The organism is Streptomyces sp. SirexAA-E, assembly GCF_000177195.2.
Classification (GTDB): Bacteria; Actinomycetota; Actinomycetes; order Streptomycetales; family Streptomycetaceae; genus Streptomyces; species Streptomyces flavovirens.
Genome location: NC_015953.1, coordinates 1,967,489 through 1,987,983 on the forward strand (window position 1 = coordinate 1,967,489; position 20,495 = coordinate 1,987,983).

Consider the following 20,495-nt stretch of genomic DNA (forward strand, 5'->3'; position numbering starts at 1 on the left):
GGACGCTGCCCCCAGGGCCCGTCGGCGCGCTGCCCCGGCCGCCCCCGCCACCCCCCGGGGACCGTGAGGGCACCCGGTTCCGTACCGCACATCCAGGCGTGGCGAGCGAAGAAAACAGACGAAGACGGACAGTGAGCGATGATATTCACAGAGACGGCGCACGAGCCGAGGGTTCCCCAGCAGCACACCGGACCGGCCGCCCCGGCACCGGCCACGCGTACCGCACCGGCCCGGGTCTCCGTGGCCGTGTACGCGGAGGATCCGATCCTGCACACCGGCGTCGTCCAACAGCTGCGCCAGCGGCCGGAGATCGAGCTGGTCACGGACGCCGAGGCGGACCGCGCCCAGGCCTCGCTGGTCGTGGTGGACAGGGTGGACGAACCCACCGTGCGGCTGCTGCACCGGTTGCAGCGCAACACCTCGACCCGCACGGGACTGGTCGTCGGCCTCTTCGAGGCGGGTTCCCTGCAGACGATGATCGAGTGCGGGGTGGCCGCCGTGTTACGCCGCTCCGAGGCCGACCGGGACGGACTCGTCCACCTCGTGACGGCCATGGCGAAGGGGGAGGGGGTCCTGCCGGGCGACCTGCTCGGCAAGCTCCTCGACCACGTCAGCAGGGTGCAGCGCACGGTGCTCGACCCCCGGGGGCTGACGCTGTCCACCCTGACGACCCGTGAGGCGGACATGCTCCGGCTGGTGGCGGAGGGCTTCGACACCGCGGAGATCGCCCAGAAGACCTCCTACTCCGAGCGGACCGTGAAGAACGTGCTGCACGAGGTGGCGACGCGGCTGCACCTGCGCAACCGGGCGCACGCCGTGGGCTACGCCCTGCGGAACGGGCTGATCTGACGCACGGCACCACCTCGGGACGGGGGCGCCCGGTGCGGGGCGGGGGGATGACCGGAAAGGGCAAGGCCGCTTCCCCCGCCCCGGGTACTCCCGGCCTGTATTTCACCGCGTTGGACGGTGACGCTGTCCGTGGAGAGCCATGAGGCCCGCCCGAACCGACTGCGAGGTGACCCGTGACCGGCCCCGTTGGCCCGGCCGTCCGGTACGGCCGTCTGGCCGCCCTGACCGGCGCCCTTGTGCTGTTGGTCCCCCTGCTGGTGACGGGTTCCGTCTCCGCGCCCCTCGACTCCGCCCGCGCGGCCGCGGCCGAACCGGGCGACGCCCCGGCCGCGGACACCGGGCGGATCGTCTTCGCCGGGACCAGGCACCGCAGCCTGGGCCGGGTGACGGCCACGGACAACAGCGCCCCGTTCTTCGGTACGGGGCAGCCGACCCACTTCGACCAGCAGCCCTCGGCCCGGGGCGACCTGCTGGTCTTCACGAGCCTGCGGGACGGCGCCCGCCCCCAGGTCTACCTGCGCGTGGCGGACGGTTCCGTACGGAGGCTGACGAGGGGCCTCGACGCGCAGCACCCCGAACTCTCCCCGGACGGCACGACGGTGGTGTTCGACGCGGTGGACGCCGACGCCGCCGAGGACGCGCCGCGCGACCTGTGGACGGTCCGCACCGACGGTTCGGGGCTGCAAAGGCTCACCGACTCGGCCGCCGACGAGGTCTCCCCCACGTTCTCCCCGGACGGCACCCTGATCGCCTACTCCAGTGACAGCGACCCGGCACGCGGACGGCAGATCTACGAACGGGCGCTGTCCGGCGGCCCGGAGCGCCGGATCAGTGACGCCCCGGCCGGAAACGCGACCGAGCCCTCGTGGAACCCGGTGGACGACGACGCCCACCGCGACCTCGTCGCCTTCACCCTGCAGACGGGCGGAGGGCCGGGCGAGGAACTGGAGCCCCGGCTGTGGGTGACCGACGGCAAGGGCGGCGACCGGGCCGTCCTGACCGGTGGTCCGGCCGAATGGAGCACGAAGTCGCCCGCCTGGCTGCCGGACGGTGGCGGCCTTCTCTTCCTCAGCCCCGACCAGACCTGCTCGTGCGACCCGTTCGACAACGTCTACCGCGTGGGCACCGAGACGTACGGGGCCCCGGAGCTGCTCCTCAACGAGAACCGCGCGGTGGACTCGCCGACCTGGCTGGGCCCGGCCGCGACGGGTTCGGTGGTGGTCGCCCGTACGAGCGGCGCCTCGCCCCACAAGGCGCTCCTGCTGGACATGCGGCAGGACGGCTCGGACCCGCGGAACCTCGGGATGACGCTCCTGCAGGAGGACCCGGCCTCCGAGACGAACACCGACCCCGCCCTGGACCCGCTGTTCGATCCGGCGGAGGGTTTCGATCCCTGGACCGAACGGCAGAGCTACACGCCGGACGGCCGGCGCATCGTGGTGACCCGGTTCGAGGACACCGAGGCGGGGCGGATCCAGCGGATCTGGCTGGTGGACGCGGACGGCGCGAAGCCCGAGGCGATGCCGCTGGCCGGGCGCGGCCCCCTGGACCGGGACACCGATCCGGCCTTCTCGCCGGACGGTACCCGGATCGCCTTCACCCGGGTCACGCCCGGCACGGACGGCGACGCACCCGCGACGGCCCGGGTCCTGGTGGCGGACGCGGTCACCGGGGCGATCACCGACGAGGTGGTGCCCCCCGCCGGGCAGTCGCGGGGCGGGGACGCGCAGCCGACCTGGTCACCGGACGGCGGCACGCTCGCGTTCACGCGCGACCAGGTGATCGGCGGCCTCGGCGGCAACAAGCACGTCTGGACCGCACCGGCAGACGATCTGGACCGCCAGCAGGACCTGACAGCGGCGCACTGCCCCGGTCCCTGCGACGTGATCGACGACAGTCCGGCCTTCTCCCCGGACGGCCTGACGCTGGCCTTCAACCGGAAGGACGGCGGGGGCCGCGTCAACGAGCGGACCGGCGTCGTCGTCACATCGGTGACGGGCGGCGGCTGCCAGGTCGTGCTGCCGGCCGCGCTGCGGGGCGACCCGGGCGCCTGCGGCCGGACGTTGCCGGACACCTCCGCCACCGGGCCGTTCCAACCGCGCGACGTCGCCTGGTCGCCCGACGGGAGCCGGCTGCTGCTGAGCGCGCGCCGCGCGCTCGCGCCGAACTCGCCGGAGGCGCTGTCCGCCCTGGACCTCGCGTCGGGCGAGCTGACGCCGCTCACCTCGGGGCTGCCGGGGCGGCAGAAGGAGCCCGCCTACCAGCAGTCGGTCGACCTGGCGGTGACCGCCCCGCCCACCGGGCCGCGGGTGGAGGAGGGTGCGTCCACCTCCCTGACCGTCACCGTCACCAACCACGGCCCGTCGCCCTCACCGCGGACGACGTTCACCGCGGACGCCCCGCCCGGTGTCCGCGTCGACACGCTGACCACGCCGTCCGGTCCCTGCCCGGTCGGCTCCCCCCAGTGCGACCTGGGCGTCCTCGCGCCCGGTGCGAGCGTGCCGGTGACCGTCGAGGTGACCGGGGTGACGACGGGTGAGCAGCGCATCGGGTGGTCCGTCGCCGGGTCGGTCGTCGATCCCAGCCCCACCGACAACGCCGCCGACACCGTCGTCCCGGTCGACGCCGTCACCCCGACCCCGACCCCCACACCGACGCCCACGGACACGCCGACGCCGCCTTCCCCCGCTCCGACGCCTCCCGCTCCCGCCCCGGCTCCTCCGGCCCCGGCCCCGCCGGCGGCGGGCCCCGGCCTGACCGTCGCGGCCCAGCCGAACCCCGGCTTCGTGGGCGGCCGGGTCGTGGTGACCTACACCGTGCGCAACGGGAGGAACGCCCTCGCGACCGGTCTCCGGCTGCGGCTCGGCCTGCCCGCGGGCGTCCCGGCCGGACCGCTGCCCGCCGGCTGCGGCGACGGCGTCTGCGCGCTGGGTGACCTGGCGCCCGGGGCGTCCACGGTCGTACGGGTGGTGCTGTCGCCGGACAAGGCGCTGCGGGCGAGGGTCACCGGCACCCTGACCACGACCGGCACCGACGCGGACCCGCGCGACAACACCGCCCGGACCACGCTGCGCATCCTCCGGCCCGAGATCGTCGCGGTGCCGAACGTCGGCAAGCCCGGTTTCGTGACCTCGGTGCGGGGCAAGGACTTCCCGCCCGGCGCGCCGGTGACGCTGACCTGGAAGCCGGGCATCACGGCGGCGGCTCCGCCGGTGGTCCCCCGGGCCGACCGGACGTTCACCGGCCAGCTGCTGATCCTCTTCAAGGACCAGACCGGCCCGCGCACCATCACGGCGACGGGCCCCGGGTTCAGCCCGGTCACCACCACGTTCCTGGTCGTGAGCGGCACCATCGGGCCGCCGGACGAGGTGGTGCGGCGGTGATCCACGAGATCGACGAGGGGCTGCGGCTGCTGCTGGTGGAGGCCGGTCTCCAGGAGAGCGGTGTCGAGATCGTCTTCGACGCGCCCACCCGGGACTGGTCGGCCCGGCGCAACGCCCCGACCATCAGCGTCTTCCTGTACGACATCCGGGAGGAGGTGGCCCGGCGGCGGACCGGGACGACGGAGGTGTACGACGGTGAGGGGGCGGTCGTCGGCCGCCGCCACCCGCCGCGCTGGTTCGGGCTGACCTATCTGGTCACCGCCTGGACCAATCGGCCGCAGGACGAACACCGCCTGCTGTCCGAGGTGTTGCGCTGTCTGATCCGGACGGACGTCCTGCCCGCCCGGCTGCACACGGGCAGCCTCGCCGAGCTCGGTCTCACCGTGGGCATCGACGCGGCGGGCCCCGGCACGGACGGCCCTTCGGCGGCGGACGTGTGGTCCGCTCTCGGCGGCGAGCTCAAGCCCTCGATCGTGCTGCGGGTCTCGGCGCCGCTGGCCGGCGAGCAGACCTCGGTGGGCCCGCCGGTCACCGAGGGCCTGGTGGTACGGGCCTCGGCGGCGGTCGACGCCGTGGAGCCCGGCCCCGGGCGCAGGCTGCGCTACACGGGCGTCGGCGACCCCGGCGCCGAGGGGTTCGCCGCCGAGCGCGACCGGCTGCCACCGGCGGTCCGCCGTCGGCGCGAGGGCGGTAGGCGATGACGCAGGGCGTACGGGAACGGCCCGGTGCCGCCGCGTCCGGGCTCCAGGACCTGTGGGAACGGCTGAGCGGCGTGGAGCGGCGGGTGCGGCGGGCCGTGGCCGCGCGCCGTGCCGTGGACCCGGATCCGGACGATCCCTACCGGGGGCAGTATCTGACCCCCGAGGCGGCCGAGCGGATCCTGGAGTCCCCGTCCGCGTTCCACCCGGCGCCGCCGGACGGTGAGGAGCCGGGGCCGCTCGCGCCGGACGGCAGGCTCGGCCGGCTCGCGCTGGACTTCGGTCTGCTGCCGCTGGACGTGGAGCTGCTGCTGGTGGCGATGGCCCCCGACGTCGACGCCCGGTTCGAGCGCCTGTACGGCTACCTCAACGACGACCTGACCCGGCGCCGGCCGACCGTCGGCCTCGCCCTGGACCTGTGCGGGCTTCCGGTCGCGGGGCCGGGGCGGTTCCGTCTCTCGCCGTCGGCGCCGCTCGTCACGGGCGGCATCCTGGAGATCGAGGAGCCCGGGCTGCCGCTGTTGTCGCGGGTGCTGCGGGTGCCCGACCGGGTGACCGCGCATCTGCTCGGTGACGACGAGATCGCGGGTCAGCTGCGTGGCGTGGTCCGTGTCGGCCGGGGGGAGGCGGAGGCGGACACCGGGCAGGCCGCGCGGGTGGCCGGGGCGGTGGGGACCGGCAGCGGGCTGGTGTACCTGCTGGACAGGGGCGGTGACCCGGCCCGGCTGGCGGTCGACGCCCTGCTGGCCGCGGGCCGTCGCCCGCTGGTCGTCGACCCGGCGGCCCTGGTGGCGGATCCGGTGCCGGCGCGGCTCGCCCACGCCCTGGTCACGGAGGCCCGGCTGAGCGGCGGCGGTCTCGTCCTCGGCCCGGTCGAGGCCCTGGAACCCCAACTCCCGCAGCGTTCCCGGCTCCTGCGTGACCTGTGCCGGGCGGCGGCCGGTGTCCCGCTGGTCGTGCACGGGGTCAAGGGCTGGGACCCGCTGTGGACCACGGACAGCCCCGTGCTCTTCGGCGTCGCCCCACCGCCGCCCGCACGGCGGGTGTCCCAGTGGGCGCGGGCCCTGGCGGACGCCGGGGCCGCACCGGGCGGCGTCGTCCCGCTCAGCGGCGAACTCGCCGACGCCGTGGCCGCCTACCGCCTGGACGCGGACCAGATACGCAAGGCGGCCGCCGTCGCCACCCGGACGGCTGCGCTGGAGCGGCGGCCGGTGGGGGCGGCGGATCTGCGGGCCGCCGTACGGGCCCAGAACAGTGCGGGACTGGAGCGCCTCGCCCGCCGCATCGAGCCCGCCGTCGGCTGGGACGATCTGGTCCTGCCCCCGGCGACCCGCCGTCAGCTGGGCGAACTCGCGCTGCGGGCCCGCCACCGCGAGCAGGTGCTCGGGCGGTGGAGGATGCGTCCGGGCGGCGGCCGGGGGCGGGGCGTGATCGCCCTGTTCGCCGGTGAGTCCGGTACCGGTAAGACGATGTCCGCCGAGGTGGTGGCCGCCGAACTCGGCATGGAGCTCTATGTGGTGGACCTGTCCACGGTCGTGGACAAGTACATCGGGGAGACCGAGAAGAACCTGGAGCGGATCTTCGTCGAGGCGGCCGAGGTGAACGGCATCCTCCTCTTCGACGAGGCTGACGCGGTGTTCGGGAAGCGCTCGCAGGTCAAGGACGCGCACGACCGCCACGCGAACGTGGAGTCGGCCTACCTGCTCCAGCGCATGGAGTCGTTCGACGGCATCGCCGTGCTCACCACCAATCTGCGGGCCAACCTCGACGAGGCGTTCACCCGCCGGCTCGACGTGGTCGCGGAGTTCCCCATGCCCGACGAGGCGCAGCGGCTCGCCCTGTGGGACCGGTGCCTCGGGGCGGAGTTGCCGCGCGACGCCGACCTGGACCTGCCGTTCTGCGCGCGGCGTTTCGAGCTGGCGGGCGGCTCCATCCGTGCGTGCGCGGTGACGGCCGCCTATCTGGCGGCGGAGACCGGCCGTCCACTCGGTATGGAGCAGGTCGTCTCGGCGGTCCTCCAGGAGTACCGGAAGCTCGGACGGCTGGTGCTGGAGAGCGAGTTCGGGCCCTGGCTGGACGGCGGACGGGGCGGTGGGGGCGGCCCGCGGCCCTGACCCGCCCCCTCCCACGGGGCCCTGTCGGGCAGTCACGGCCCGCTCCGGGTGCCCGGGAAGGCAGTGTCCTCTGCCCTGCCTCCAGGACCTTCGGGCCTGTTCGGCACCGTGACGGCCCGGTGAGACTCGGCAGTGACCGAGTGGGCCAGCCGAAGGAGCGAGCATGCCGTCGTACCTCACCCCGGGTGTCTACGTGGAGGAGGTGCAGTCCGGAGCACGGCCCATCGAGGGAGTCGGCACCGCCGTGGCAGCCTTCGTCGGCTTCGCGGAGTCCGGCCCCTTCCACCGGCCGACGCTGGTGACGAACTGGGACCAGTACGTCCAGCAGTTCGGCACCTTCACCCCGGACACCTACCTCGCGCACGCGGTCTACGGCTACTTCGCCAACGGCGGCGGCACGGCCTACATCGTCCGCGTCGGCGGGCCCGCCCAGGGCGCCGAGGGGGAGGCCGCCGCACAGCCGGCCGCGCCGGTGGCGATCGGCGGGTTCCTCGTCTCGGCCCGGCCCGGTGCCGGCCCCGACGTCTCGGTCGAGGTCGCCGACGCGGAGGGCGAGAACCCTCCGGAGGACCGATTCCGGCTGCTGGTGCGGCAGAGCGGCAAGGTGGTGGAGACCTACGAGGCCTCGACCCGTAAGAGCGTCAAGGGCTACCTGGTCAACCAGGTCCGCGAGTCGAAGCTCATCGAGGTCGCCGAGCAGGCGGGCGCGGCCCAGAGCCGCCCGGAGCGGCAGAGCGTCGGCCTGGTGGCGTCCCCCGCGCCGGGCACCGGTGTCGCCCGGCTCGACGCGGCGGAGTACGTCGGTGACGCGGCGGCGCGTACCGGCTTCGCCGGCCTGGAGGCGATCGACGAGATCACCATGGTCGCGGTCCCGGACCTGATGAGCGCGCACCGGCGGGGCGACCTGGACGCGGAGGGCGTCAAGACCGTCCAGCTCGCCGTGATCGCGCACTGCGAGCAGATGGGCGACCGGGTCGCCGTCCTGGACACCCCGCCGTCGATGAACGCGCAGCGGGTCCGTACCTGGCGCAACGACGACGCCGGGTTCGATTCGCGGTACGCCACCGTGTACTACCCCTGGGTCAAGGTCTTCGACCCGGCGACAGGCCGGAACACGCTGGTGCCGCCGAGCGGTCACGTCGCCGGGGTGTGGGCGCGCAGCGACGCCGAGCGCGGGGTGCACAAGGCGCCGGCCAACGAGGTCATCCGCGGTGCGGTGGACCTGGAGCTCCGCCTCAGCAAGGGCGAGCAGGACCTGCTCAACCCGATCGGCGTCAACTGTGTCCGGGCCTTCCCGGGGCGCGGTATCCGGATCTGGGGGGCGCGGACGCTCTCCTCGGACCCGGCATGGCGCTACCTCAACGTGCGACGCCTCTTCAACTACCTGGAGGAGTCGATCCTGCTGGGCACCCAGTGGGTCGTGTTCGAGCCGAACGACGACCGGCTGTGGTCGAGCATCCGGCGCAACGTCACCGCGTTCCTCACGGAGGAGTGGCGCCGGGGCGCGCTCTTCGGCCGTACGGCGGAGGAGGCGTTCTACGTCAGGTGCGACCGGCAGAACAACCCGCAGGAGTCGATCGACCTCGGCCGGGTGGTGTGCGAGATCGGCGTCGCCCCGGTGAAGCCGGCCGAGTTCGTGGTGTTCCGCCTCGCCCAGTTCTCCGACAGCACGAGCCTCGTCGACGAGTGACCCGCGGGGTCCCGCGGCTTTCCCACGAACCGGTCCTCGGACCACCCGAACGAAAAGGTGACACGGAATCATGGCAGAGGGCGACGCTCTTTCCACCCACGTCTTCGGCGTGCAGCTGGGCGGCTATCTCGTCGAGTCCATCCAGGAGATCAGCGGGATGACCGTCGAGGAGGAGGTCGTCGAGGTCCGCCAGGTGACCGCGGAGGGCAAGCAGATCATCCGCAAGCAGCCGGGCGCCCGTCAGGCGGGCGAGGTGACGATCACCCGCGGGCTCGACAAGAGCAGCGAGTTCACCACCTGGATCAAGGAGACCCTGAACAACGGCGCCGTCGACACCGCGCGGCAGAACCTCACCATCGAGATCAAGGACTCGACGGGCGAGACGGTGCGGCGCATCCAGCTGATGCAGGGCTGGGCCAGCAAGTGGGAGGGCCCGTCGCTGAAGGCCGGCGAGTCCAGCGCGGCCACCGAGACCGTGACCATCACCTTCGAGGAGATCGTGGTCGAATGAGGCGACGGACGGTCACGGCGGGCGGCCTGGACGAGATCCTCGACGCCACGGCTCCCGCCGCGCCTGCGCACCGGGAGACCGCGCCGGCCCCGGCGCGGGAACGGCAGGAGCTGCGCACCGAGTTCGAGTTCGAGCTGCCGCGCGGTTACGTCGACGACGAGGGCACGGTGCACCGGCACGGCACGATGCGTCTGGCGACCGCCCGGGACGAGCTGCGGCCGCAGATCGACCTGCGCGTCAAGGAGAACCCGGCGTATCTGAGCGTGGTCCTGCTGAGCCAGGTGATCACCCAGCTCGGCACGGTCACCGATGTGCACGCCGGGGTGGTCGAGCGGATGTACGCCACGGACGTGGCGTTCCTCCAGGACTTCTACCGGCGCATCAACAGCGAGGGCCACACGCACGCCGCTGTGACCTGCCCGCTGTGCCACGGCTCGTTCGAGGTGGACCTCTCCGGTGGGCGCCTGGGGGAATCGTGACGTACGCGCTTCCCCGGCTGCGGGAGGAGATCGCGTACGTCGCCTACCACTTCCACTGGCGGCTCGAGGACATTCTCGACCTCACCCACGGCGAGCGTCAGCAGTGGGTGAGGGAGATCGCGCGGATCAACACCCGCGCCAACGAAGGCGGTTGATCGTATGGGCTTGGGCGGCTGGTTCCGGCGGGAGGAGCACCGCGCTGCCCCGGCCGTCCTGCCTGAGGGGCCCGGCGGTTCCGGCGGTTCCGGCGACGGCCCCTCGGACGCCGTACCGGTGGCCGGGGCGCGGGGCGACGACTGGGACGGCGGCTGGCAGCGGGTCGCACCGCCGACGGTGACCGTGGCGCGGTCCTCGATCGGCGTGAGCGACGGCCTGCGGTTCCGGTCGGGGCTCGCCTCCTGGCAGAACCCCGCGTTCGGCGGCGAACTGGGCCACGCGGTGCTGCCCTCCGCCCCGGTGGGGCTGATCCACGGGGTGACCCGCCCGGCTCCCCCGGCCCGTACGACGTCCCAGGGCGGCGGCCCGCTGCTGCTGCGCGCGATCGCTCCGGAGCCGGAGCCGGAGCCGGTGGCTGAGCGGTCGGATCGGCCGTCGGTTCGACCGTCGCCCCGGCCGTCGGCGGGACCTTCCGGTCCCTCCGGCCCGTCGTCCGGCTCCTTCGGTCTTCCCGTCGCGTCCGGCGCCCCCGCCACGTCCGTCCCCGCGACCACGCCGGGTCGCGGCACCCGGTCCGCGCGGCGGCCGGGCGGACCGGCGCGTACGCCGGAGTCCCGGAGCGGATCGCCCGTGCCGTCCGCACCCCCAGTCCAGCGTCGGCCGGTCGGCGCCCCGGCGGCCGACGGCCCTCAGGACACCCGGGACGCCGGGCCGGGACGCGCGCCGGGGACCGGCCGAGAAGCCCCCGTGCCCTCGCTGCCCTCTCCGTCGCCGCGTGCCCGTCCGGCGGCCGTACGCCCGCACCCGGTCCGCCCGTCCCTGGTGGTGGCACGGCGTCCGGTGATGGCCCTGCGTCAGGTCGCCGCGGTCCCGGCAGCCGTCGACCGCACCCGGAACCCCGTCCCGGCACCGACCGCCCCGGGGCCCTCGTCGGCCGCGCGGGACGAGGCGCCGCGCACCCCGGGAGACGCACCGACCGGTACCGGCGTCCGGCGGGACGTCCCCGCGCCGCGCCCCGGGACGGTACGAACGGCCCTGGGCGCGCCCCTGCGTGAACTGCCCTCCGGCGCCGTGCCGTCCGTCGGCGGACAGGGCGCCCGTCCGGCCGGTCCCGGGCCCGGTGCGCCGGTCGGGGAGGGCGCGGCGATGCCCGTACTGCACCGGTCCGTCCCCGAGGGCTCTCCTTCTTCGGCTGCGGCCGCGACTCCGGGAGCGGGAGCGCCTCGTGGACCGGCGCGGCCCTCGTCGACGCGGGAGGAGGCGGGCGGCCCGCCGCGCTCCTCGGCTCCTTCCGCACCGCCGCGCTCCTCGGCTCCTTCCGCACCGCCGCGTTCCTCCGCCCGCACCGAGCAGCACGGCACCACCCCCGCCACCCGGTCCGGGCGCCCGGGCGCGCCCGCGGACCCGTCACGTGCGCGCGGGGGGATCGGCGCCCCCTTGGCGGCGCTGCCCCCCACGGCCGGGTCCGAACCCCCGGCGCGAGGGTCCGCACCGCTGCTCGGCACCGGCCGTCCGGTGCGGCGCCGGACGGACCCGGGGGTCGGTCCCGGCCCGGCAGCGCATGAGCCGTCGGACGCGGGCCCGCGCTCCACACCCGAACCCCCGCGGACGGGTGCGGCCGCCGCGACGCCGGTACGGGCACCCGAGCCTCCGGCGCTGCCCGGACGGTCCGCCGAGCCGCTCCCGGCGGTGCAGCGCGCCCTCCGTAGCGGGCCCGTGGTCGCGGAGGCCACCATCTCGGACAGCCGTGAACGGCCCGCTGACGGCCGCGAAGCCGTCGTACGGCAGCCCTCCGGCCCCGGCCCGCGCACCCCGGCCAGGAACCGGCGGACCGGCACCGCTTCCTCTCCCGCACCGAACCCGGCACCGGCGACCAGGACGGCGGTGGCCCGCCGCATCGCCCCGGCGCTCCCGGGCGTGCGCGCCTCCGCGTCCGGCGGCGCCGACACCCCGGCCACAGCACCGTCCACCGCCCCCACCGCTCCCGCCGTCGTCCAGCGGTCGCGGTCGCTGCTGGCGGACCGGCCGTTGAGCGTCAGCACCGGTGCGGGCGAGGGATTCACCGCGCCGCCCCCGGCCGCCGGTGCCGAAGCACCCGCCCGGCCGGTCGTGAAGGCCGCCTGGCGGCGCGAGCCGACGCCCGTGGAGCCGCCCGACGCCCCCTCCCCCTCACCGTCGCGCACGGGCCCGACGCCCGCCAGGAGCGGCCCGCGTCTCCGGCGTTCCCGTACGGCCACCCCGCAGACCCCCGCACCGCCCGCGTCGCCCGCGTCGCCCACGACAAGCCCCTCCGGAAGCGCCCCCGGCCCGGGACCGACGACCGCCACGCCCGGCGGACCGGGGACGTCCGGCGGACCGGGCACGCCCGCCGCCCCGGTGGTCCGACCCATGACCGGCTCCCCCGTCTCCCCGGCGCACGCGGTGCGCGCGGAAGGGGCGGGGCGGCCGCTGCCGTCGGCGCCCGCCGGAGGACGGCCCGCGCCGTCCCCGTCCTCCTCCCCCCGCCCCTCCCCGTCCGGTCCGCCACTGCCGGTCGTACGCCCTCACCCGCCGGCCTCCGCCGGTCCGGGGGCTCCCGCCGTGCCGATCCAGCGGCTGTCCGTGCCGGTGGCCGCCGGGCCCGGTCCCGCACCGGCGGCCGGTCCCCCGGCCGTCCCCGCCCCGGGTCCGGTCGCCGATCCGCAGCTCCCGGCCGTCCGGGTCACCCGGCGCGCCCCGGCCCACGACGCCCGGCCCGTGCCCCCGGCCCACGACGCCCGCTCCGTGCCCCCGGCACCCGCCACCGGGGCCCGGCCGGCGCAGGCGGCCGTCCAGCGGACGGCCCTGCAACGGGCGGCGGCCGAGGCGGGGATCGCGGGAGTCCCCGTGACCGCCGTCCCCGCCCGGACACCGGCCGCACCGGCGAAGGGACCCGGACCGGCAACCCGCACCGCCACGACGTCGGCGGCGGCGCACCCGGCCCCCGGCCCCGACCTGGAGGAACTCGCCCGCAGGCTGCTCGAACCGGTGAGCCGGCTGCTCCGCGCCGACATGCGGCGGGGCCTCGAACGGTCCGGCCGGCTGTACGACGGCCGGCGCTGACGGCCCGCAGGGAACGGCAAGGAGAGAAGCGGATGACGGACAACATCTTCGCGACGAGCGTGTTCTTCCGGCTCGTCATCGGAGGCAACGACCTGGGGGCCTTCCACACCTGCTCGGGTCTCGGGGCCGAGGTGGAGATGGAGCAGTACGCCGAGGGCGGCAACAACGGCTTCGCGTGGCAGCTGCCGGGTCGCATCACCTGGACCAACATCACGCTGACCCGGCCGGTCACCGCCGACACGACCAAGATCGCGCGCTGGCTGAACGAGATCATCCAGCGGGTCGAGCCCAAGGACGGCGAGATCGTGGCGCTCAGACCGGACCTCAGCCGCATCATCAGCTGGCAGGTCCAAGGCATCGTGCCGGTCCGCTGGCAGGGCCCGTCGTTCGATCCGGCGAACTCCCAGGCGGCCGTCGAGACGCTGGAGATCGCACACGAGGGCCTGAGCCCGTCCTGAACCGACCTGAACCCTCCCGAACCCTCCTGCCCCCGACGTCCCCGTATCCGCCCGTCGTCGACCCACCCTCCCGGAAGGAGGAACCGCGTGTCCCCCCTCGGCCGCAGCAGCAGGGCCCGCGCCCAGCTGACGATCATGGAACCGCCGGCGGCGGTCGGGGCCCGGCCGGGCGGCACCCTCGCCCGGCTCACCCTGCAGTTCAACCCCGCCACGCTGTCGCTGAGCAAGAGCACCGAGTGGCGGCGCACCCCGTCCCGGATGGCCGGGCAGTCCGCCCTGCCCGAGTTCGTCGGCAGCGGACCACGCTCGCTGTCCCTGGACGTCTTCCTCGACGCCACGGCCACCCATGACAACTCGGTGGAGCAGGCGGTGGAGCAGCTGATGCTGGCGTGTGTGCCCACGCCCAGCAGCCTGGCGAGCAAGACGCCCGCCAGTCCGTGGGTGCGGTTCGACTGGGGGACGTCGAAGACGACGTCGTTCGACGGGGTGATGTCCAACCTCGCGGTCTCGTACACGCTGTTCGACGTCGACGGGAAGCCGCTCCGCGCGACCTGCTCGCTGTCCATCGAGGAGGCGAGCGTCGACCCGGCCGGCCAGAACCCCACCTCGGGCTCGCGCGACGCACGCCGCACGCACCGGGTGGTGGCCGGGGACAGCCTGGCCCTGCTGGCCTGGCGCGAGTACGGGGACGCCACCCGGTGGCGCACGATCGCGGAGGCCAACGACATCGACGATCCGATGACCCTCACCCCTGGTACGGAACTGATCGTGCCCGCCACCGACGAGCCGTCGCACAGGGAGTTCTCGTGATCACCGGAGCCCGGTCCTTCGCGGCCGACCCGATCGTCGAGGCCCCCGGCGAACTGCCGGCCGCCTGGGTGGCCCAGCTGGTGAGCTGCGTGGTCGACGAGAACGTCAACCTGCCGGACACCGCCCTGCTGACCTACCGCGACCCGGACCACAAGCTGCTCACCGCTACCGGGATCACCATCGGCACCCCGGTGAAAATCTCGGTGGTGACCGTGGAGGACCGTACGCGGGAGCGGCTGTTCACCGGGGAGGTGACGGCCGTGGAGCTGGACAGCGACACGACCGGCACGTTCACCGTGATCCGGGCGTACTCCAAGGCGCACCGGCTCCGACGCGGCCGCCGGGTACGGGCGTTCCGCAACATGCGGACCGCCGACATCGTGCGCAAGGTGGCCGCGGGCGCCGGGCTCCCCTGCGGACGGGTCGAGGCCGCGCCGATCACGCACCAGCAGCTGACCCAGGCCAACGTCTCCGACTGGGAGTTCCTCCAGCAGCTCGCCGGGGAGAGCGGCGCCCTGGTGCGCATCGACGAGACGGGCACGCTGCAGTTCGTGAAGCCCGAGCCCGCCGCGTCGGGCGGCACGGTCGAACTGGCCTACGGGGACAACCTGCTGGCGCTGCGAGCCGTGCTGACCAGCGCGGACGGCGCGGACGACGTCGAGGTGCGCGGCTGGAACGTCACGACGAAGACGCCCCTGGTGGCCCGGCAGCCGTCGGTGCGCAGTACGACCGTCGTGCCCGGGCTGAGCCCTTCGGTGGCGGGCCGCGCGTTCGGCGCGTCCGCCCGGACGACCGTCGCGGACACCCCGTACCGCACCCAGGCGGAGACCACGGCCGTGGCGGGCGCCGTCGCGGCGGCGGTGAGCTCGGGGTTCGGCGAGATCGAGGCCGTCGCCAAGGGTGATCCGCAGCTCCGTGCCGGGGAGCCCGTGTCGCTGGCCACCGCGGGGCCGGCGTTCTCCGGGCGCTACACGGCGACGGCGGCGCACCACGTCCTCGACCCGCACGGCGGCTACCGCACGACCGTCCTGGTCAGCGCGGCCTCCGACCGGTCGCTGGCCGGGCTGGCCACCGAGGGCAACGCGCCGCCCCGGGGCCCGCGCATGCCGGGGCTGGCGATCGGTGTCGTCACCGACGTACGCGAGGGCGGCTCCCAGCGCGGCTGGGTCAAGCTGACGTTCCCCTGGCTCGACGACACGTACGTGACCGACTGGGTGCGTACGGTGCAGTGGGGCGGCCAGGGCGGTGGCGGGGTGTTCAGCCCCGAGGTCAACGACGAGGTGCTCGTCGGGTTCGAGCAGGGGCTCCTGGACAGTCCGTATGTGCTGGGCGGCCTCTACAACGGGGTCGACAAGCCGTCGCCGCACGACGTGCCGCTGATCGACCCGGCCAGCGGGAAGGTCAACCGCCGTTCCCTGGTGTCCCGTTCGGGCAACCGGCTGGAGCTGCTGGACGCCCCGCGCGGCCCGTCCGGTGTCCGGCTGGCCAGCGGTGACAAGCGGCTGGAGGTCATGCTGGACGAGCGCCGGGACCGGATCGAGCTGACGGTGTACGGCCCCGGCGGTACCCGGGCGCTGAGTTCCGTGACCCTCTCCCCCACCGGCATCACGCTCGACGCGGGCACCGGGGACGTGACCATCAACGGCCGCTCGGTGACCGTCAACGGGAAGGCGGACGTCACCGTCGAGGGAGGTCTGCTCGCCGTCCTGAAGGCCAAGCTCATCCGCATCAACTGACCCGCGCCACACCACAGAAGCACCCGCGACCGACCCAAGGAGTAGCGACGATGCCAGCTGCGGCCCGCATGGGCGACACCACCGTCCACGGCGGAGCCGTCGGCACCCCGCCCCCGGGGGCCGCGGCCGCCGTCGCCACCGTGCTGATCGGCGGCCGGCCGGCCGCCGTCACGGGAAGCCTGCACGTGTGCGTGGTGCCGCCGCACGCGGCGCTGGGGCCCGGCAACGTCGTCATGCCGAACCCGGCCGCCGCGGTGACCGGCGTGGTCCTGATCGGCGGGCTGCCCGCGGCCCGCGTACGGGACACCACCACCTGCGGGGCGGCCATCCTGACCGGGGCGCCGAACGTCCTGATCGGGGGACCGCTGTGAGCGGGCACTTCATCGGCCGCGGCTGGGGCTTCCCGCTGCGGGTGGGCCCCACGGGGGGCATCGGCATGGTCGAGCGCGACCGGGAGATCGAGGAGGCGATCCGGCTGGTGCTCGGTACCGCCCCCGGGGAGCGCCCGATGCGGCCGGAGTTCGGCTGCGGCATCCACGACTACGTCTTCGCGCCCGGCGACGGCGCGACGGCCGGGCGGATCGCGCAGGAGACGCGGACCGCGCTGGAGCGCTGGGAACCCCGCATCGAGGTGACCGACGTGGTGATCGCCTTCGACACGATCGACGAGGGCACCCTCTACATCGACGTGCGGTACACGGTGCGCTCCACGAACGACCTCCGCAACCTCGTCTTCCCCTTCTACACGATCCCGTCCTCGGAGGGTTCCGAGGACGCAGGAGTGAGCTGATGGCACTGCCCTCCCCCAATCTGGACGACCGGCGCTTCCAGCAGCTGGTGGACGAAGCGAAGAGGTACGTCCAGCAGCGGTCGCCCGAGTGGACCGACCACAACGTCTCCGATCCCGGGGTCACCCTCATCGAGACCTTCGCGTACATGGTCGACCAGCTGCTGTACCGGCTGAACCGGGTGCCGGAGAAGAACTACGCGGCCTTCCTGGACCTGCTCGGTGTGACGCTGTTCCCGCCGGCCGCGGCGCGGGCCGACGTCGACTTCTGGCTGTCGGCCCCGCAGGCGGAGACGGTCCACCTGGGGGCGGGCACCGAAGTGGCCACCGCGGGTGGTGAGGCGCAGGAGGCGGTGGTGTTCTCCACCACCGAGGATCTGCCGATCGTGCCGAGCTCGCTGGTCCGCCTGGTCACCGCGCCCGCGTCAGGGGGCCAGACCGACCGGACGGCGCATCTCGCCTCCGGTGCGGACATCCCGTGCTTCCAGCCGCAGCCGGCCCCCGGGGACGCCGTGCTGTTCGGTCTGCCCACGGCCGTGCCGCGGTGCGTCGTCACCGTGCGGCTGGACAGCCGGGTCGAGGGTGTCGGCGTCGACCCGCGCCAGCCTCCGCTGGTGTGGGAGGCCTGGGACGGGGCGCGCTGGGCCGTGTGCGAGACCGCTACCGACACCACGGGCGGGCTGAACCGCCCCGGTGAGGTGACGGTGTTCGTGCCGGGCGCGCACACCGCTTCGGTGGTCGCGGGGACCCGGGCCGGGTGGCTGCGCTGCCGGGTCGTGGAGCCGGCGACCGGCCAGCCGTTCTACTCGGAGTCCCCGACGGTCCGGGAGGCTGAGGTGTTCACGGTCGGCGGCACCGCGACCGTCGAGCACGCGGAGGTGGTCCGTGACGTGCCCCTGGGTGTCTCCGCGGGGGTCGCGGGGCAGCGTTTCACCCTGAGCCGCCCGCCCCTGCTGCTCGACGGCGATGCGCCGGTGGTCGAGGTGTCCTCGGCCGACGGCTGGCAGACCTGGACGGCCGTCGAGCACTTCGGGGCCTCCTCGCCCGACGACCGGCACGTACGGATCGACGCCACCTCCGGCGAGTTCACGTTCCCGCCCGCTGTGCGCGAGGCGGACGGGACGATGCGCCCCTACGGCGCGGTCCCGGAGAAGGGTGCGCAGCTGCGGGTCCCCCGCTACCGGACGGGGGGCGGCGCCGCCGGGAACGTCGCCCGGGGCGCGATCTCGGTCCTGCGCAGCTCCGTGCCGTACGTCGCCGGGGTCGGCAACCGGGAGGCGGCCCGCGGCGGGGTGGACGGCGAGAGCGTCGAGAACGCCAAACTGCGGGCGCCGAACGTGCTGCGGGTCCAGGAGCGGGCGGTCACCGCCGAGGACTACGAGCTCATCGCGGCGCAGGCGGCCCCGTCGGTACGGCGGGTGCGGTGTCTGCCGGCCGCGGCGGGTGAACCCGGCGCCGTCCGCGTCCTGGTGGTGCCCGACGCGGTCGCCGACGAGGGCGACCGGCTGCGGTTCGAGCAGCTGATCCCCTCCGACCAGGTGCTGGCCGCGATCGCCGGGCGGCTGGACGAGCGCCGGCTGGTCGGTACCCGGCTGGTCGTGGAACCCCCGGCCTACCAGGGCGTCACGGTGGTCGCCCGGCTGGTGGCGGCGCCCGGCGAGGTGGACCGGGTCCGCGAGGACGCGCTGACCGCGCTCTTCCGCCGCCTCGACCCGCTGCGCGGCGGCACCGACGGCGCGGGCTGGCCGTTCGGCCGGCCCGTGCAGTACGGGGAGGTGTTCGCCGTGCTCCAAGGGGTGGCGGGCGCCCGACTGGTCGAGGAGGTACGGCTGTTCCCGGCGGACCCGGTCACGGGCCGGCGCGGCGCACCGGCCGACCGGATCGACGTGGCGCGCGACGCGCTGGTCTTCTCCTACCAGCACCAAGTGGTGGTCACCGCGGCCGGACCGGACGACCTGTCATGACGAGGTCCGCCGTACCCGGCCTGCCGACGCGCTACCCGATCGGCGAACTGCTGCCCGCGATCTACGCCGACGACGATCTGGCCCAGCGGTTCACCGCGGGGCTCGACACCGTCCTGGCGCCGGTGCTGTCCACGCTGGACAACCTGCCCGCCTACTTCGATCCGGCCCTGGCGCCCGCGGACTTCCTGCCGTGGCTGTCGTCCTGGGTCGGGGTGGACGCCGACGCGGCCTGGCCCGAGGAGCTGCGGCGGGCCGTCGTCGTCCGCGCGGTGGAGCTGCACCGGTGGCGCGGCACCCGCCGGGGACTGGCCGAGCGGCTCCGGCTCTGCTTCGGCGTGCACTGCGACATCTCGGACGGCGGCGGCGCGGCCTGGTCGTCCACGGCCGGCACGGAGCTTCCGGGCGCGCCTCCGGGCGAACTGCGGGTGCGGGTCTGGCCGGTGCGCGCGGCGCGGGTGGACGAGGACCAGATCCTGGACGTCGTCGCGGCGTCGTGCCCCGTCCACCTCACCTGCCGGGTCGAGGTCCTGCCGGGCCCGCCCGACGACCGGCCCCACGACCGGCCCGAAGACCAGAGAGAGGCCTGAAGCGATGCGTTCATGTCCGGCGTGCGGGTCGGCCAACGGGGAGAGCGACGACTTCTGCGGCAACTGCGGCTCGTACCTGGGCTGGTCCCAGGAGCGGCCGGAGCCCGCACCCGTTCCGGAGCCCGTCCCCGAGCCCGCCCCGGCCCCGCCGCCCACGACGGCCGGGCCCACACGCACCCCACCGCCCGACGCCGCCTCGGCCGGCCCCGCACCCGCGCCGCCGGACGAGGCCGCCCCGGTCCCCCGGCCCGCCGCCGAGGCGGCGCCCTCCACCGCGCCCGCGCCCCGGCCGCCGGACGCGCCAGCGCGCACGGGCACCCCGGGGCCCGCCCCTCGGCCACCGGCCCCGCGGGCACCCACCGCCTCTCCTTCCCCTGCCGCCGGCCCCGCCCCGGTGCTCCCGGTGCGGCCCGCGAAGCCGGTGGCACAGCGCCCCGTCGTACGCCCGGTCGCGGCGGAGGAGACCCCGGACGGGCCCCCGTGCCCGGCGTGCGGCACGCCGAACGTCCCGGAACGGCAGTTCTGCCGCCGCTGCGCGGCCCGGCTCCGCCCGTCCGCAGCCGAGGCCCCCCTGCCGTGGTGGCGCACGGTGTGGCCGTTCCGCCGCACGGTACGCGGCGGCTCCGACGGCCGGTGGCTGCGCCGCGGCATCCTGCTGCTGTTCGTGGCCGCGCTCCTCGTCACCGGCTTCCTGCTGCTCCCGGCAGGCCGTTACGTCTTCGAGGACGTACGCGACAAGCTCGGCGGCACCGCGGCGGTCAGCCCGAGCGAGGTCACCGCGAGCGCCCAGGCACCGGGCCACCCCGCGACGGCGGCCACGGACGGGATCACCAACACGTACTGGGGCGCCCCCGCGCTCGACGCCACGCTGACCTGCGACTTCAGTGAACCGTTCCGGCTGGTGGGCATCGTCGTGCACACCGGCTCATCCGTGGAACCCGAGGAGTTCCGGCGGACCGCCCGGCCCGTCCGGGCCGAACTGCGGGTGACCACGGCGGACGGCGACACGGACACCCGGACGGTGACGTTCAACGACAAGCCGGGAGAGCAGGACGTCCGGATGGGCATCAGCGACGTGGTCTCCGTACAGCTGGTCCTGCGGGACGCGGCGGGGCCGGTCGGCGAACAGCCCGTCGCACTGGGCGAGATCGAGTTCTTCCGCAGGAGCTGAGGGACTTGGCCGGCCGCCCTC

17 protein-coding genes are annotated in these 20,495 nt (G+C 75.0%); all 17 read left to right on the forward strand.

What is annotated here, in order from left to right; all coding sequences use genetic code 11:
- Positions 1 to 138 precede the first annotated feature (138 nt).
- The 17 genes from SACTE_RS08665 (at position 139) to SACTE_RS08740 (ending at position 20,474) form a co-directional block, all read left to right on the forward strand.
- Positions 139 to 849, forward strand: a complete 711-nt coding sequence (locus SACTE_RS08665; RefSeq protein ID WP_014045658.1) for a LuxR C-terminal-related transcriptional regulator — start codon at positions 139 to 141, stop codon at positions 847 to 849.
- A 173-nt stretch (positions 850 to 1,022) separates the two neighbouring features.
- A complete protein-coding gene (locus SACTE_RS08670) occupies positions 1,023 to 4,232 on the forward strand; it encodes a DUF11 domain-containing protein (RefSeq protein WP_014045659.1) in 3,210 nt (1,069 codons plus the stop codon).
- Positions 4,229 to 4,933, forward strand: coding sequence for a DUF4255 domain-containing protein (locus SACTE_RS08675; protein WP_014045660.1), 705 nt, complete (start codon positions 4,229 to 4,231; stop codon positions 4,931 to 4,933). Before SACTE_RS08670 ends, SACTE_RS08675 begins: the two co-directional genes overlap by 4 nt.
- On the forward strand, positions 4,930 to 7,044 hold the full coding sequence (locus tag SACTE_RS08680) for an ATP-binding protein (protein ID WP_014045661.1): 2,115 nt from the start codon (positions 4,930 to 4,932) through the stop codon (positions 7,042 to 7,044). Before SACTE_RS08675 ends, SACTE_RS08680 begins: the two co-directional genes overlap by 4 nt.
- A gap of 163 nt (positions 7,045 to 7,207) precedes the next feature.
- Positions 7,208 to 8,734: a phage tail sheath family protein gene (locus SACTE_RS08685; protein ID WP_014045662.1), complete on the forward strand. Its 1,527-nt coding sequence runs from the start codon at positions 7,208 to 7,210 to the stop codon at positions 8,732 to 8,734.
- Positions 8,735 to 8,804: 70 nt separating this feature from the next.
- A complete protein-coding gene (locus SACTE_RS08690) occupies positions 8,805 to 9,245 on the forward strand; it encodes a phage tail protein (protein WP_007457189.1) in 441 nt (146 codons plus the stop codon).
- Entirely contained in the window at positions 9,242 to 9,724 is a 483-nt protein-coding gene (locus SACTE_RS08695; protein WP_014045663.1) for a hypothetical protein, read from the forward strand. Before SACTE_RS08690 ends, SACTE_RS08695 begins: the two co-directional genes overlap by 4 nt.
- On the forward strand, positions 9,721 to 9,879 hold the full coding sequence (locus tag SACTE_RS34560; RefSeq protein ID WP_014045664.1) for a DUF6760 family protein: 159 nt from the start codon (positions 9,721 to 9,723) through the stop codon (positions 9,877 to 9,879). The genes SACTE_RS08695 and SACTE_RS34560 overlap by 4 nt, the downstream gene beginning before the upstream one ends.
- Before the next feature lie 4 nt (positions 9,880 to 9,883).
- Positions 9,884 to 12,961, forward strand: a complete 3,078-nt coding sequence (locus tag SACTE_RS33635) for a hypothetical protein (protein WP_050986362.1) — start codon at positions 9,884 to 9,886, stop codon at positions 12,959 to 12,961.
- A 32-nt stretch (positions 12,962 to 12,993) separates the two neighbouring features.
- Positions 12,994 to 13,419, forward strand: coding sequence for a phage tail protein (locus SACTE_RS08705; protein WP_014045667.1), 426 nt, complete (start codon positions 12,994 to 12,996; stop codon positions 13,417 to 13,419).
- 87 nt (positions 13,420 to 13,506) lie between these two features.
- Positions 13,507 to 14,229, forward strand: a complete 723-nt coding sequence (locus SACTE_RS08710) for a LysM peptidoglycan-binding domain-containing protein (protein ID WP_014045668.1) — start codon at positions 13,507 to 13,509, stop codon at positions 14,227 to 14,229.
- Complete coding sequence (locus SACTE_RS08715; protein ID WP_026359006.1) at positions 14,229 to 15,965, forward strand: VgrG-related protein; 1,737 nt, start codon at positions 14,229 to 14,231, stop codon at positions 15,963 to 15,965. Before SACTE_RS08710 ends, SACTE_RS08715 begins: the two co-directional genes overlap by 1 nt.
- Before the next feature lie 50 nt (positions 15,966 to 16,015).
- The gene (locus tag SACTE_RS08720) at positions 16,016 to 16,336 is read left to right on the forward strand and encodes a PAAR domain-containing protein (protein WP_014045670.1); all 321 of its coding nucleotides are present in this window, start codon (positions 16,016 to 16,018) and stop codon (positions 16,334 to 16,336) included.
- A complete protein-coding gene (locus SACTE_RS08725) occupies positions 16,333 to 16,755 on the forward strand; it encodes a GPW/gp25 family protein (protein ID WP_014045671.1) in 423 nt (140 codons plus the stop codon). Before SACTE_RS08720 ends, SACTE_RS08725 begins: the two co-directional genes overlap by 4 nt.
- On the forward strand, positions 16,755 to 18,716 hold the full coding sequence (locus SACTE_RS08730) for a putative baseplate assembly protein (protein WP_014045672.1): 1,962 nt from the start codon (positions 16,755 to 16,757) through the stop codon (positions 18,714 to 18,716). Before SACTE_RS08725 ends, SACTE_RS08730 begins: the two co-directional genes overlap by 1 nt.
- Positions 18,713 to 19,303: a phage tail protein I gene (locus SACTE_RS08735; RefSeq protein ID WP_014045673.1), complete on the forward strand. Its 591-nt coding sequence runs from the start codon at positions 18,713 to 18,715 to the stop codon at positions 19,301 to 19,303. The genes SACTE_RS08730 and SACTE_RS08735 overlap by 4 nt, the downstream gene beginning before the upstream one ends.
- A 4-nt stretch (positions 19,304 to 19,307) precedes the next feature.
- A complete protein-coding gene (locus tag SACTE_RS08740) occupies positions 19,308 to 20,474 on the forward strand; it encodes a zinc ribbon domain-containing protein (RefSeq protein WP_014045674.1) in 1,167 nt (388 codons plus the stop codon).
- Positions 20,475 to 20,495: the final 21 nt, after the last annotated feature.

Bases quoted from the DNA above. Each gene is read 5' to 3' on its own strand.
- SACTE_RS08695 (WP_014045663.1), top strand. From the start codon at position 9,242: ATGAGGCGACGGACGGTCACGGCGGGCGGCCTGGACGAGATCCTCGAC.
- SACTE_RS08740 (WP_014045674.1), top strand. From the start codon at position 19,308: ATGCGTTCATGTCCGGCGTGCGGGTCGGCCAACGGGGAGAGCGACGAC.
- SACTE_RS08720 (WP_014045670.1), top strand. From the start codon at position 16,016: ATGCCAGCTGCGGCCCGCATGGGCGACACCACCGTCCACGGCGGAGCC.
- SACTE_RS08680 (WP_014045661.1), top strand. From the start codon at position 4,930: ATGACGCAGGGCGTACGGGAACGGCCCGGTGCCGCCGCGTCCGGGCTC.
- SACTE_RS08665 (WP_014045658.1), top strand. From the start codon at position 139: ATGATATTCACAGAGACGGCGCACGAGCCGAGGGTTCCCCAGCAGCAC.
- SACTE_RS08730 (WP_014045672.1), top strand. From the start codon at position 16,755: ATGGCACTGCCCTCCCCCAATCTGGACGACCGGCGCTTCCAGCAGCTG.
- SACTE_RS08735 (WP_014045673.1), top strand. From the start codon at position 18,713: ATGACGAGGTCCGCCGTACCCGGCCTGCCGACGCGCTACCCGATCGGC.
- SACTE_RS08690 (WP_007457189.1), top strand. From the start codon at position 8,805: ATGGCAGAGGGCGACGCTCTTTCCACCCACGTCTTCGGCGTGCAGCTG.
- SACTE_RS33635 (WP_050986362.1), top strand. From the start codon at position 9,884: ATGGGCTTGGGCGGCTGGTTCCGGCGGGAGGAGCACCGCGCTGCCCCG.
- SACTE_RS08685 (WP_014045662.1), top strand. From the start codon at position 7,208: ATGCCGTCGTACCTCACCCCGGGTGTCTACGTGGAGGAGGTGCAGTCC.
- SACTE_RS08705 (WP_014045667.1), top strand. From the start codon at position 12,994: ATGACGGACAACATCTTCGCGACGAGCGTGTTCTTCCGGCTCGTCATC.